General features: G+C 70.0%; 11 protein-coding genes and 1 pseudogene. 3 read left to right on the top strand and 9 right to left on the bottom strand.

Features of this window, described 5'->3' with window-relative positions; all coding sequences use genetic code 11:
• Nucleotides 1–29 precede the first annotated feature (29 nt).
• The 7 genes and pseudogenes from EV567_RS09225 to EV567_RS09255 form a co-directional block, all read right to left on the bottom strand.
• Nucleotides 30–797, bottom strand: coding sequence for an SDR family NAD(P)-dependent oxidoreductase (locus EV567_RS09225; protein ID WP_130438161.1), 768 nt, complete (start codon nt 795–797; stop codon nt 30–32).
• Nucleotides 798–895: 98 nt separating this feature from the next.
• The gene (locus EV567_RS09230; RefSeq protein ID WP_130438162.1) at nt 896–1,663 is read right to left on the bottom strand and encodes an SDR family oxidoreductase; all 768 of its coding nucleotides are present in this window, start codon (nt 1,661–1,663) and stop codon (nt 896–898) included.
• Nucleotides 1,664–1,732: 69 nt separating this feature from the next.
• On the bottom strand, nt 1,733–2,989 hold the full coding sequence (locus EV567_RS09235; RefSeq protein ID WP_130438163.1) for an MFS transporter: 1,257 nt from the start codon (nt 2,987–2,989) through the stop codon (nt 1,733–1,735).
• Nucleotides 2,990–3,170: 181 nt separating this feature from the next.
• Nucleotides 3,171–3,518 carry a cyclophilin-like fold protein gene (locus EV567_RS28075; protein WP_165430333.1) on the bottom strand — a complete coding sequence of 116 codons (348 nt, stop codon included), beginning with the start codon at nt 3,516–3,518 and terminating at the stop codon, nt 3,171–3,173.
• A gap of 210 nt (nt 3,519–3,728) precedes the next feature.
• A complete protein-coding gene (locus EV567_RS09245; protein WP_130438165.1) occupies nt 3,729–4,394 on the bottom strand; it encodes an SDR family NAD(P)-dependent oxidoreductase in 666 nt (221 codons plus the stop codon).
• Between the two features lie 159 nt (nt 4,395–4,553).
• Nucleotides 4,554–5,507, bottom strand: a complete 954-nt coding sequence (locus EV567_RS09250; protein WP_130438336.1) for an alpha/beta hydrolase — start codon at nt 5,505–5,507, stop codon at nt 4,554–4,556.
• Between the two features lie 54 nt (nt 5,508–5,561).
• Nucleotides 5,562–6,368: pseudogene (locus EV567_RS09255) on the bottom strand (alcohol dehydrogenase catalytic domain-containing protein); the annotation flags it as partial.
• 172 nt (nt 6,369–6,540) lie between these two features.
• Here EV567_RS09255 and EV567_RS09260 point away from each other — a divergent pair.
• On the top strand, nt 6,541–7,422 hold the full coding sequence (locus EV567_RS09260; RefSeq protein WP_130438166.1) for a helix-turn-helix domain-containing protein: 882 nt from the start codon (nt 6,541–6,543) through the stop codon (nt 7,420–7,422).
• A gap of 893 nt (nt 7,423–8,315) precedes the next feature.
• Here EV567_RS09260 and EV567_RS09270 read toward each other — a convergent pair.
• On the bottom strand, nt 8,316–8,720 hold the full coding sequence (locus EV567_RS09270; RefSeq protein ID WP_130438167.1) for an ATP-binding protein: 405 nt from the start codon (nt 8,718–8,720) through the stop codon (nt 8,316–8,318).
• Nucleotides 8,721–8,988: 268 nt separating this feature from the next.
• On the opposite strand from EV567_RS09270, the gene EV567_RS09275 reads away from it, so the two are divergent.
• Nucleotides 8,989–9,519 carry a methanogen output domain 1-containing protein gene (locus tag EV567_RS09275; RefSeq protein ID WP_130438168.1) on the top strand — a complete coding sequence of 177 codons (531 nt, stop codon included), beginning with the start codon at nt 8,989–8,991 and terminating at the stop codon, nt 9,517–9,519.
• A complete protein-coding gene (locus tag EV567_RS09280) occupies nt 9,516–11,096 on the top strand; it encodes a SpoIIE family protein phosphatase (RefSeq protein WP_130438169.1) in 1,581 nt (526 codons plus the stop codon). The genes EV567_RS09275 and EV567_RS09280 overlap by 4 nt, the downstream gene beginning before the upstream one ends.
• Before the next feature lie 534 nt (nt 11,097–11,630).
• Here the strand turns inward: EV567_RS09280 and EV567_RS09285 are convergent.
• Nucleotides 11,631–12,959 carry a class I SAM-dependent RNA methyltransferase gene (locus EV567_RS09285; RefSeq protein WP_130438170.1) on the bottom strand — a complete coding sequence of 443 codons (1,329 nt, stop codon included), beginning with the start codon at nt 12,957–12,959 and terminating at the stop codon, nt 11,631–11,633.
• Nucleotide 12,960: the final 1 nt, after the last annotated feature.

Here is a 12,960-nt window from a genome sequence, read left to right on the forward strand (position 1 = left end):
TCCGCTCTCTTTTCGCCGGTGGGCTTTCCCTAGCGGGCGACGTAGCCGCCGTCCACAGGAAGGGCGACGCCGACGACGAAGCCGGCTCCGGGGCTGCACAGCCACAGGACCGCCTGGGCGATCTCCTCGGCGGTGCCGAGCCGGTTGATGGGCTGGTTGGCCTCGGCCTCGGCACGGTCGAGTTCCCCCTTGGCGATCATGTCGCTGACCATGGGGGTGTCGATGGTGCCGGGGCAGATGGCGTTGATGCGGATGCCGCGCGGGGCGTATTCGATTGCCGCGCTGCTCGTCAGACCGATCACGCCGTGCTTGGAGGCGTGGTACGAGGCTCGGCCGGGGAGGCCGACCAAGCCGCCGAGGGAGGAGCAGTTGACGATGGCTCCGCTGCCCTGGGCGCGCATGTGCCGAAGTTCGTGCTTCATGCAGGCCCAGATGCCACGGAGGTTGATTCCGTTGACGCGGTCGAAGCGTTCGGCGGGTTCGTCGGCCGCGTCGCTCGGCGGGATCTGGATGCCCGCGTTGTTGTAGGCCATGTCGAGGCGCCCGAAGGTCTCGACGGTGCGGTCGACCGCGGCGGCGACCTGGTCCTCGTCGCTGACGTCGCAGGTGCGGGCGAGGACTTGGTGCCCGGCGTCGGCGAATTCCTTCGCGGCCGCGTTCAGGGCCGCTTCGTCGACGTCGGTGAGGGCGACGGCGGCCCCGGACTCGGCGAACGCGCGGGCGGTCGCCAGGCCCATGCCGGCGCCTGCCCCGGTGACGAGGGCGACCCGGCCGGTGAAGTCGTAGGTGGGATTCACGTCGTGGTCTCCGTTCAGCGCAGAGGTACGGGTGGCGCGAGTGACGTCGGGCTGCCCGGATGCGCTGCGGCAGCACGACGCCTGGCCATGAACCCCCGTCAGACGGTCTGGCCGCCGTCGACGACCAGGGCGTGGCCTGTGGTGAAGGAGGCGGCGTCCGAGCAGAGCCAGAGCACGGCGGCCGCGATCTCGTCCGGTGTGCCGAGGCGCCCGATGGGCTCATCCGCGATCAGGGCCTCCCGTCCTCCGGGTGTGCTTTCAGCGAAGCGCTGGATCATCTCGGTGTCGATGATGCCGGGGCAGACGGCGTTGACCCGGACGTTGGACGACGCGTAGTCGAGGGCGGTCGAACGGGTCAGGCCGATGACGCCGTGCTTGGCCGCGGCGTAGGCCGCCTGTCCCTTGAAACCCTTGACGCCGGCGCCCGACGAGGCGTTGACGATCGCGCCACCTCCCTGCTGGAGCAGCAGCGGGATCTGATGCTTCATGCACAGGAAGATCCCGGTCAGGCTGACGCCGATGACGCGGTCCCACTCGTCCTTCGCGATGTCCACGGCCGGCTTGACCGGCTGCTCGACGCCGGCGTTGTTGAAGGCGACGTCCAGGCGTCCGAACGCCTGAACGGTGTCGTCCAGCGCGGACCGCACGTCGTCTTCGCTGGTGACGTCACAGGTGAGGGCCAGAGCCTGCCCGCCCGCCTCCTCGATGAGCCGTGCGGTCTCCCGCAGGCCGTCCTCGGACCGGTCGGCGAGGGCGACGCAGGCACTCGCGCGGGCGAAGGCGACGGCGGTGGTTCGGCCGATGCCGGCGCCGGCTCCGGTCACGAAGGCCACCTTGCCGGTGAAGTTCGCGGTGTTCGCAGTCATGTGCAGATTCCTCTCGCATGCCGGTACGTCGTCGGGTTCGGATCGGCAGGACGCGGATCCGGGCTTGAGTCAGTGCTGCGACGACACCTGCGCGGGTTCGTCGTGTCGCGTCTGAGTGGGAGCGCTGCTCCGGGCCACGATGCGGCCCTTGCGAGAACTGCCGTGGACGGCGAGGGCGCTCAGGGGCAGCAGTGTGAGGGCGGCCATGACGGTGCCGACCAGGGACGGCCCGGTCAGGCCGAGGGAGGAGTCCAGGGCCGTACCGGCAATCGCCGAGCCCGCGGCGATACCGGTGTTGAAGGCGGAGGTGGTCAGCGCCGAGGTGAGGGTGGGGGCGTCGCCGGCGAAGCGCATGGCAAGCGCGGTGACGACCGGGTTGACCGTGAAGCCGGTCAGACCCATGAGGAAGACGAGCAGGGTGGCCGTCACCGGGTTGCCGGACAGCGGGATCATCAGGAGCAGGACCAGGGCGGTGGCCGCGGCGGCCGTGATGGTGGTGACCGTCGGACGTCGGTCGCCCAGGCGGCCTCCCGTGGTGGTGCCGCCCAGCGCGCCGACACCGAAGGCGATCAGGACGAGCGGTACGGCGCCTTCGGGGATACCCGCGCGGTCGGTCAGCAGCGGCGTGACATAGGTGTACGTCGCCAGCACACCGCCCATGATCAGCATCGCGGCGCCCAGCGCCAGCCACAGCCTGCCGTGCCGCAGAGCCTCGACCTCGGCCCGCATGGACACCTCGGCGCGCTCCTCCTGGGCCGGGATGAAGCGCCCGATGAACACGGCGGCGAGCCCGGACAGGACGGCCAGGGCCCAGAAGGGGCCGCGCCAGCCGGTGAACTGTCCGGCGAAGGAGCCGACCGGCACGCCGACGACGTTGGCCAAGGTCAGGCCGCCGATCATGACGCCCGTGGCCCGGATGGCGCTGCGCGGGCCCGCGGCGCTGGTGGCGACGACGAACCCGACTGACCAGAACGCACCGGTGGCAAGGGCCGTGACGACACGGGCCACGAGAACGATCGTGAAGGACGCGCTGAGGGCGGCGACCAGATGTCCGAGGCAGAACACGGACAGGGCCAGGACCAGCGTCCGGCGCTGAGGCAGGCGCAGGGTCGCCATGGCCATGGTGGGTGCGCCGATGATCATGCCGACGGCGAAGGCGGTGATCAGCAGGCCGGCGTGGGAGACGCTGACTCCGAGGTCACCGGCCAGCTCCGGCAGCAGTCCGGCGACGACGAACTCGGTGGTCCCCATCAGGAACGTGCCGGCGGCGAGCACCCAGACGACGAAGGGAAGCTTGCCGGGGGTGGTCCCGGATGCGGAAGGCATACGTGTGGTCTCTCCTTTCGTGGATTTCGCCGGATCGCGGGGCGGCTGAAGTCGTCACGGCGGATGGACGGACGGCGCAGCCAGGTTTTCGACGGTTCCATGGAACGGAACGGGCGAAAAGGGGAGGATCTTCTCTCTCTTTCTTTCGGCTGCTCTCCGTGACGGCGAGAGGTGGGGTGGGTCAGGGCGCCGCTTCGATGGTGATCTCGTCGGCGGTGGCGAGCTGCTCGGTGCCGCCGTCGGCCATGTGCCCGAGGGGGATCAGGCCGGCCGCGTAGGGGGCGCCGCGGTAGTAGGCGGCGAGCTGGTTCCAGGGCGCGTAATACGCCAGGTCACCGACCTCGGGGTCGGCGCCTTCCGGGGCGCCGGAGGTGGACAGCTTTCGCGGCAGGTCGGCGATCTTCTCGGCCTGGTTGAAGTCGCGCAGGGACAGGGTGAGGGGGAGCTGGGCGGCGAAGTCGCGGGCGGTGGGGCTGTCGTTCCAGGTGGCGGCGACGTGCTGGCCGTTGAGCGTGAGCCGGATGTTCATGGCGGTTGTCCTGCCGGGTGAGGTGGTGGCGGCCGCAGCTGTCGAAGCCTGCGGCGACGCGGGCTCGGAAGGAGAGGAGAAGGAAGAGGAGGATGAGGAGGATGAGGAGGAATCGTTGGTGCAGGCGGTCACGACCAGCAGCAGGGCGGCGGCCGGGACCACGCGCGCGAGAGCGCGAGGGGGCGCGGGGTTCACGAGGTCGTCCTGTGGCTAGTCGGGCAGGGGTTCGGAGTAGTGGCGGAAGCCGTCCCGCTGCTGGTGGATGTCGTACAGGCACCGGGCCAAGGCGTCGGGGCTGCTGTGCTCGGCGTCGGGCCGGATGGCTCCGGGGATGATCAGCTGGGCGGCGTGGATGTTCTCCGCGGCCAGCGTGTCGTGGAGCATGCGGGCGTAGGCGCTCTCGGCGGCGAAGGCGATCGAGGTGCCGGCGACCGTCGGGTTGGGGCGTACGGCGCTGGAGCCGTTGACGAACAGCAGGGTGCCGCGGCCGAGTTCGCGCATGCCGGGCAGAACGGCGTTCACGGCGGCGACGGGGCCGTTGAGGGAGAAGGCGAGCGGCGCGTCCAGGTCGTCGGCGCCGGTGTCGAGGACCGGCTTCATGAAGTCGGCGCGCGGCACCGGGCTGTACTGGAGGATCTCGATGGGGCCAAGGTCCTTGGAGGCCGCGTACAGGGCCGCGTCCAGTGACTCGATGTCGAGGACGTCGGCGGGGAAACCTCGCGCCTGAAAACCGTCACGGGCCAGCTCGGTGGTCATCTCCTCCAGACGCTCGGCGTTGCGGGCGATGAGGGCGACGGCGTGGCCGGCGCTTCCGAAGCGGCGAGCGGTGGCCAGCCCGAGTCCCGGGCCGGCGCCGATGAGAGCGAAGGTCGTCATGGGGTTCGTCGTTCCTTGTGTGAGGCGGTGGCTCCCGCCCGCATTCGCGCTACCGTGATGCGGGCCCGACGGTGTGGATGCTGGGCGGGAGGGAACCGAGGCAGGGACGATGTGCGCCCGGCGCCGTCCGGTGCGGCCGTACGCGAGGGCGGCGTGCGATCAGGCGAGGTTCTTGCTGAAGAACTCCTCCAGCTTGTCGAACGGGATCAGGTCCGTCCTGTCGTACAGATCGACGTGGCCGGCGTTCGGGACGGCGTAGAACTCCTTGGGCTCGGACGCGAGTTCGTAGGCGTCCTCGCTGAAGTACCGCGAGTGGGCGTTCTCGCCGACGACGAACAGGATGGGTCGCGGCGAAATCCACTCGATCTTCGACAGCAGCGGAAAGTTCATCAGCGACATGCTGCTCGTCAGCGTGAACTGGGTGATGGAGTTCGGGTGGTAGCCCCGGGGAGTGGAGTAGAACTCGCCGAACTCACGGCCGACCGGGTTGGTGTTCTCGTCGAATCCGATGGGCGCGCCGCGCGGGGTCAGGGCGGGGGCGTTGGCCTCGAAGTCCGCGTACCGCTGCTCGGCGATCGCGTCGAGCATTCCGCCTCGCTCCTCCGCGGTGAGAGAACCCTGCCAGCCCTCCGAGGCGATCCGGGCGATGTCGTACATGACGACCGTGGCGACCGCCTTGATGCGCCGGTCGACCTGGGCCGCGCCGAGCGCGAAGCCGCCGCTGCCGCACATGCCGACGACGCCGATACGGTCCCGGTCCACGAAGTCACGGGTGCCCAGGTAGTCGACGGCCGCATGGAAGTCCTCGGTGAAGACGTCGGCGGAGGAGACGTGTCGCGGGTCGCCGCCGCTGTAGCCGTTGTAGGAGGGGTCGAAGGCGAGGGCCACGAATCCGCGCCGGGCCAGGTTCTGGGCGTAGATGCCCGGGCCCTGCTCCTTCACGCCGCCGTACGGCGCGCCGACGATGATCGCGGGGTGTTCCTGCGAGGCGTCGAAGTCCTTCGGCTGGTAGAGGTCCGCGGAGATGGTGATCCCGTACCTGTTCTCGTACGACACCGGCTTGCGGGTGACGTTCTCGTCCAAGTCGAAGATGTAGTTGTCTACTGCAGGCATTCTTGTCTCACTTCTGTGGCGCTTGACAGGGGGCAGCCGGTCACGAGGGGGGCAGGGCTTGAGGAGCGCCTTGATGGCGCGGCGCTCGTCCATGGCCTTGTAGCCCTCGGCGACCTGGTCCAGGGGCAGGGTGAGGTCGAAGACCTTGCCCAGGTTGATCCGGCCGGACAGGACGCGGTCGATCAGGTCGGGCAGAGGTCCTTGACGCGGGCGATGCCTTCGTCGCCGCGTTCGCTGACGATGTCGGTGGCGCCGAACTCCAGGGCGAGCCGCTGGCGGGACTCGTGCCGGCTCATGGCGATGATCCGCTCGGCGCCGAGTTCCGTGGCGGCGATGACGCCGCACAGGCCGACCGCTCCGTCCCCGACGACCACGGCCATCGGGCCGGGCTTCACCTCGGCGGCGAGGGCGGCGTACCAGCCGGTGCCCAGCACGTCGAACACGGCGAGCAGGCTCGGCACGAACTCGGCGTCCGGGTGCTCGTCGGTGGCGACGAGGGTGCCGTGAGCGTTGGGGATGCGCACGTAGTCGGCCTGGCAGGTGCTCGTGAACTCGCGGTGCAGACAAGACGACTGCCAGCCGTTACGGCAGTTCACGCAGGTGTTGTCCGAGGTGGCGAAGGAGCCGACCACGAACTGGCCCGGCTTGACGTTGGCGAGCTCGCTGCCGACCTCCTCGACGATGCCCACGCACTCGGGTGCGGGTCGCCGATGGGTTCCGCGCCGCGCTAGGGCCGCAGGTCCGAGCCGCACACACAGGTGGCGGCCGTGCGAATGATCGCGTCTGCCGGGTTGAGGATCTTCGGGTCGTCGAGTTCTCGAAGCGGGCGTCGCCGGGGGCATAGATGACTGCTCCGCGCATGGGGGGCTTCCTTCGGTGCGAGGATCGGTGAGCGCACAGCCGGTGATCGCGATCGGCTGCTCGACATCGAGCCTCACACGCGAGGGCAAGCACGAAAAGCGGAGAAATTCATCCTGGGATGAGAACATCCTGGGAGTAAATTCTCCCCCCTTTCCCGGGTGGAATCGGTGTCATGCTGGGAAGCATGACCGCCAACGTCCCCCTCAATGAGCTGGGAGAATTCCTCAAGAAGCGCCGCTCCGAGCTGGGCCCCCGCGCGGTCGGACTGCCCGAAACCGGCAAGCCCCGCCGGGTTGCCGGGCTGCGCCGCGAGGAGGTCGCCCAGCTCGCCAGCATCAGCACCGACTACTACACCAGACTCGAACAGGGCCGCATGCAGGCATCGGCGCCCGTGCTGGATGTCCTCGCCCGGGTGCTCCATCTGGATGACGACGAGCGCGGCTACCTCTTCCAGCTCGCGGGCAAGACCACCACCCGCGCCCGGCGCCGAGGCCGGCAGAAGGTACAGCCGCAGCTCCAGCGTGTCCTGGACGACCTCACCGCCACCCCGGCCATCGTGCAGGGCCGGCGCGGCGACATCCTGGCCTGGAACGCGCTGGCCGCCGCGCTGGTCACCGACTTCTCCCGCGTCCCGGAAAAGCACCGCAACTATCCGCGGATCATCTTCACCACTCCCGCGATGCGCAACCTGTACGCCGACTGGGAGACCTCGGCGCAGATCGCCGTCGCCCAGCTGCGGATGGAAGCCGCGAAGTATCCCGAGGACCCCCGCCTGATCGAACTGGTCGGTGAACTATCCCTGCGCGACAAGGAGTTCGCCCGATGGTGGGGCGAACACCACGTCGCCGCCCGCACCGTCGGCACGAAGACCCTCAACCATCCGGTCGTCGGCGAACTCGTCCTGGACTGGGACACCCTCACCGCCAACACCGACCCCGACCAGCACCTCACCGTCTGGACCGCCGCCCCGGGCTCCCCCACCCACGAACGACTGCGCATCCTCGCCTCCTGGGCCGCCGACCAGGACCTGCCGGCCTCCTCCCCCCTCAGCTGACCGCGACCGGCCGCCGCCGTAGGAGCAGCTGGCGGATCGTGCCGCTCGCGTGGCACAGAGGGAGGCCCGTACCTGGTTGGTGCGGACGGTGCCCTCCGCAGCCGATGGACATCTCCGTCTCCTCGGTCGGCGCGCACCGAGATCACGGCCGATCGCAGAGCGCGGTATCAGCGGCAGGCGGAGAGCGTCCCGGCACCCGTAGGTGCGGCTGTCCAGACGCGGGACACGGGGAAAGAGTTCCGCTGCGATGTCTTCAGCACCTGATGCCGCTGATAGGCGTCAACAGCTGGTGGGACGGCGCGGCCAGCGACCGGCCCCGCCGAGCCGGCGGGACCGGGCAGTGGAAGCCGCTCGAGGATGCGTGGCCACTGCGGCGGTGCGGTGAAGCACGATCCGCTGACCCTCGGGCAGATGCTGGGCGGTGACCGCCAGGTCCGTCACACCGGCCACATCCAAGAACCTCACCCGGGACAGATCCACATGCAGCACATCCGTGCGACGCTCGACCAGCTGATTCCGCGCCTGCTGCCAAACGGACCGTGTGTTCATGCTGAGCTCCCCTATCGCCCCCAGCCCCGAACTGTCAGGCAACGGATCGACCTGCAGTACCGCGTCACGTGGCGGCACGGCGGGGGACCCGCTCACGCCAGGTACGACATCCACGCTCTTGCCCCCCGGTTCCCCGGGCTCGGCCGCACGACGGCTCCACCGATCACCTTGCACGATACCCGGTCAGACACCGCGGACGCCCGGTCCGGCCAAGCGAGGGAAGCGGGCCGGGCGCCTGGCCTGCACGGGTCCCGCTGTGGCGAGCTGGTGGAGCTCATGCGACCGAGTGGGTGTCCTCCGTAGTAGCCGCCCATGCTGACTCACGCCCCAGGGGGAGGGCGATCTCAGGGAGCGAGACTGAGTTCGGCCCAGACCGTTTTGCCGGGGTGGCGCGGGGTGACGCCCCAGCGGTGCGCGAGCCGTTCGAGGAGCTGCATGCCGAAGCCGCCGGGCTCGGTGTTCTTGGTGACACGCAGGCGCGGCCAGCGGTCGCTGTAGTCACTGACCGCGATACGTAGCAGCCGGCCATTCCAGGTGAGTCGGATCAGAGGCGGGCCGGCGCCGTGGCGGATGGCATTGGTGATCAGTTCCGAGACGAGTAGTTCAGCGGTCTGGATCATCCGGTGCTGGTGCAGCGGGCCGCAGAAACCTTCCACGCAGTCGCGGACCCAGTGCCGGCCGGCCGCGATGCTCGCCGTGACGGCGGGGAGACGCGACTCGCAGGATGGGATGGTCGGTTCGCTGTTCACGCGGTTCCTCCGGCCTGGGTGGCGGCCCTGGTCTGCCACCGGCTGGCGCTGCGTACAGCCGGTCACAGTCGTCTGTCGGGTTACCCCTGCCTGCCTGGTGAACCCTCTGTGTCCGTCGGGTGACGGGCTGATCCTGTGAAGGGTTGATCGCCGCTGTCGCCGGCACTGGTGGTGACGGGCGGGAGGCCGCTGGCAGAATCTTCCCGTCACACGACATGAGGTCACGCCGGCGGGATGCTGCCGGGGCCCGAGGGCGAGGGGAACCGGCATGGAACAGGTTTCGGATGTGGAGATTCCTCTGGACCGTGATGTGTTCCTGCGGACGTTGGTACGCGAGCTGGCGACGTCGCTGGAGTCGGTGGTCGGCCTGGAGGAGGCGTCCGGCTACGTCAGCCTGGTGGGGCAGGCCGTCGGCACGCAGATCGACGAGATGTACCTCAAGGCACTGGGAACCGACCGGCTCACGGGTGAGCAGGTCGCCGAGGCGCTCGTGGACCTCAAGCGCCGTATCAAGGGTGACTTCTACGTCACCGAGCACGACGAGACGAAGATCGTGCTGGGCAACCGGGTGTGCCCGTTCGCGGAGAAGGTGGTGGGCCGGGAGTCGATGTGCATGATGACGTCCAACGTCTTCGGCACCGTCGCCGCCCGCAATCTGGGCTACGCGCGGGTGGAGTTGGAGGAGACCATCGCCCGCGGCGACGCGGGCTGCCGTGTGGTGGTGCACCTGGTCCCCGACGTGGACGTCGAGACGGTGAACGGCCGTGAGTACTTCGGCGACCGGGCTGTGGCTCCATGACCCTTGGCCTCTTCCGGGCCATCACCAGACCGCTGCCCCATCCGGTGCTGCTCTGCGGGGCCGACGGCCGCGTCCTGGCCGCCAACCCCGCAGCCGTCCGCTGCGACGACCGGCTGCGCCCGGGCGCCAGCGTGTTCGACCTACGGCCGGACGACACCACGCAGTTGCGTCAGCAGTTGGCTGTGTGGCTACGGAGCGGAAGTCCCGTGCCCGGCGCGCTGGTCCTCAAGGACGCCGACGGCCGCATACGGCGGTTTCGCTGTCACGGGGCACGGGCCACCTGGTGGGACGGCCCACAGCCGGCTCTGCAACTGCATCTCGTCGAGGCCGGAGCGTCCGACGGGTTCGTCGTGCTCAGCCAGCAGGTGGAGGCGCTGAACCGGGAGGTGGCGTTCCGCCGGGCCACCGAGGTCGACCGGACGCGGCTGCTGGCCGCCGAACAGGCCGCCCGCGCCCAGTTGCAGCACCTGTACGACCTGACAGCCGCCCTGGCCGGAGCGATCACCCTCGCCCAGGTTTCCCACGCCGTCAGGGACGTGGCGCCGGCCGCCCTGGGGGCCACAGCGGCGGAGCTCTATCTGCACTCGGCGCGGCTGGTTCCGCCCCTGCAGCCGGAGGACAACGGCCTTCCGGCCGGCGCGGGCGGCTGGACCGACCTGGATCGGCCCTCTTCCTCGGACGGCCCGTTCCCCGATGAAGCCGCGGACGCGGTTCCCTTTGCCCTGTCCCTGGAGGCGGACGGCGTCCAACTGGGCATGCTGATCGTCTACGGCTCAGACGACTCGACCGCTCCCGAGCATGTGACAGCGGTGGCCCAGCAGATCGCCCAGGCTCTGCGCCGAGCCGGTCTGCACGAGCACGAGCACCGGGTCGCCGAACGCCTGCAACTCAGTTTGCTGCCCCAGTTGCCGCAGCTTCCCGGCCTGGAGACGGCCACCTGCTACGCCCCGGGCAGTGACCTGCTCTCGGTCGGCGGCGACTGGTACGACGTCTACGACGTGGACGCCGATCACATCGGCCTGAGCATCGGCGACGTCGCCGGCCACGGACTGCACGAAGCGACCGTCATGGCACAGGTCACCGCCGCCCTGCGCAACATCGTGCCCCGCTGCGGCACCAACCCTGCCGCCGTCCTGGACGAAGTCAACACCTTCCTCGGCCGCTATCACCCGCAGCGGATGGCCACCGCCTGCTACCTGGTCTTCGATCGCCGCACCCGCACCCTGACCTACGCCACCGCCGGCCACCCCCCACCGCTGCTCATCCACGCCGACGGCTCCAGCACCTACCTCGACCAGGCCACCTCCCCACCCCTCGGCCCCGTCCGGGGCATCCGCTACCGGCAGGCCGTCACCACCGTGGCCGAGAGCGACACGCTCCTGCTGTACACCGACGGGCTGATCGAGCGCCGCCGCGAAGACCTCGCCATCGGCATGCGGCGACTGACCGAGCTCGCCCACACCACCAGCAGCCTGGACATCGCCGACCTGTGCGACCGCTTCCTGCACCACCAGCCCGAGGCGGCATTCCCCGACGACCGGGCCCTGCTCGCCGTCCGCTTCCCCCCACCGTCCTGACATGCCCTGCGCGCAGCGACAGCATGAGCCCATTGGCGTCGACAGGTCGGCGCTTGGCAGAACCCGGACGCGCGCCCTCGTCGGCACAGCCCCTGGCCCCCCTGGGTCGCGACGCCGACCACTACCTGCCGGTCGCCTCCCCTCACCGGCTGACGGCGACGAGCCGCCCCCGGAGGCGGCCGGTGGATCCCGCCCGCGTCCTGTGGCAGGCGGAGCCACCCCCGACGAGGACAGGGTCGGCTGTCCCGACGCGGGACAGAGCAGTCGCAGGCGAGTAGGTCGGGCGAGCCACGACCAGCCAGACCAGCTGACCGCCCACCTGACGCTCCGTCGGAAGCAGCGTCAAATGAGCGTCGAGACGGTTTCCCGTTATGCCCTACAGAGTGTGGGGAACGCTTGCATCATCCCCCGAGACGCCCACGAAGTCGCAGGTCAAACCCACTCCCCTGAAGCAGGACACTTTCCACGTAGTGCATTCCTGAAAACAGGTCGGCCTACCCCGCACGCAACCAACAGGCACCAAAGAAGCGCAGGTCAGAAGCCTTTTTCTGTGGGTTCAAGAATTGCCAAGCACTCCACGTGCGACGTCATCGGGAACAGATCGAACGCCCGCAGCGTCCGCACCCGGTAGCCGCCCTCGCGGAAGTACGCCAGGTCTCGGGACAGGGCCGCCGGGTCGCAGGCGACGTAGGCGATCCTGCGGGCGCCGAGGGAGGCGAGGTGGGTCACCGTCGTGCGGCCCGCGCCGGCGCGGGGCGGGTCCAGGACGATGAGGTCGACGTCGGTGATGCCCGTGCGCGGGAGGACGGTCTCGACCTTGCCCTGTTCCACGCGGACGCGGGGGAAGTCGGCGAGGTTGTGGCGGGCGTCCTCGACCGCGCGCTTGCCGGACTCGATGCCGAGGACCGCGCCCGCCTCACCCAGGCGGTCGGCGAGGGCGCCGGCGAACAGGCCCACGCCGCAGTAGAGGTCGAGGGCCGTCTCGCCCTTGCGGGGCAGCAGGCCCTGCATGACCGCCGTCACCAGCGTGTCCGCCGCCTTCGGGTGCACCTGCCAGAAGCCGCCGCTGCCGACGCGGTGCGTCCGGCCGTCGGCGCGTTCGCGGACGAAGGGGCGGCCGTGGACGCGGTGGACGCCGCCGTCCTTCTCCCCGACGCGCATGACCGACACCGGCCGGTCCAGTTCGACGATCGGCAGACGTGCGCCCGGCCGGGGCGTCAGGATCACCTGGCGGTCCTGGGAACCCGTCGCCGCGATCGCCTCGACCGACTCCATGCCGGTCCACTCGCGCTTCTCGATGCCGAGCTCGTCCACGCCCGGCGCGGCGATCATGCAGTGGTCGATCCGCTCCACCTCGTGAGAGCGGTGCTTGCGCAGACCGGCGTGGCCCTCGGCGTCGACGGCGTACTGCACGCGCGTCCGCCACGCGGGCACCTCACCGGGCGGCAGCTTGTCGCCCTCGGCCGGCATCACGGTGCCGTCCCAGCCGGCCTCCTCGGGAGTGAGGCCGGCGAGCCGCTGGAGCTGCTCGGCGATGACCTCGCCCTTCATCCGGCGCTGTGCGCCCGGCTTGGCGTGCTGCCAGTCGCAGCCGCCGCAGCGGCCGGGGCCGGAGAACGGGCAGGGCGCCTCGACCCGGTCCTTGGACGCCTCCAGGATCCGCACGGCGTCCGCACGCAGGAAGCGGGCGCCCTCCTCACCCTCCGTCACCCGGGCCACGACCCGCTCACCGGGAAGGGTGTGCCGGACGAACAGCACCTGGCCCTCGTCGGTGCGGGCGATGCAGTGGCCGCCGTGGGCGACGGGGCCGATCTCGACCTCGTACTCGGTCCCCACCAGCGTCTTCTTCGGTTCTTCCTGCATG

Origin of the sequence: Streptomyces sp. BK239 (assembly GCF_004217285.1) — a bacterium.
Lineage (GTDB): Bacteria > Actinomycetota > Actinomycetes > Streptomycetales > Streptomycetaceae > Streptomyces.

Bases quoted from the DNA above. Each gene is read 5' to 3' on its own strand.
- EV567_RS09235 (WP_130438163.1), bottom strand. From the start codon at position 2,989: ATGCCTTCCGCATCCGGGACCACCCCCGGCAAGCTTCCCTTCGTCGTC.
- EV567_RS09260 (WP_130438166.1), top strand. From the start codon at position 6,541: ATGCTGGGAAGCATGACCGCCAACGTCCCCCTCAATGAGCTGGGAGAA.
- EV567_RS28075 (WP_165430333.1), bottom strand. From the start codon at position 3,518: ATGAACATCCGGCTCACGCTCAACGGCCAGCACGTCGCCGCCACCTGG.
- EV567_RS09230 (WP_130438162.1), bottom strand. From the start codon at position 1,663: ATGACTGCGAACACCGCGAACTTCACCGGCAAGGTGGCCTTCGTGACC.
- EV567_RS09245 (WP_130438165.1), bottom strand. From the start codon at position 4,394: ATGACGACCTTCGCTCTCATCGGCGCCGGCCCGGGACTCGGGCTGGCC.
- EV567_RS09285 (WP_130438170.1), bottom strand. From the start codon at position 12,959: ATGCAGGAAGAACCGAAGAAGACGCTGGTGGGGACCGAGTACGAGGTC.
- EV567_RS09280 (WP_130438169.1), top strand. From the start codon at position 9,516: ATGACCCTTGGCCTCTTCCGGGCCATCACCAGACCGCTGCCCCATCCG.
- EV567_RS09275 (WP_130438168.1), top strand. From the start codon at position 8,989: ATGGAACAGGTTTCGGATGTGGAGATTCCTCTGGACCGTGATGTGTTC.
- EV567_RS09250 (WP_130438336.1), bottom strand. From the start codon at position 5,507: ATGCCTGCAGTAGACAACTACATCTTCGACTTGGACGAGAACGTCACC.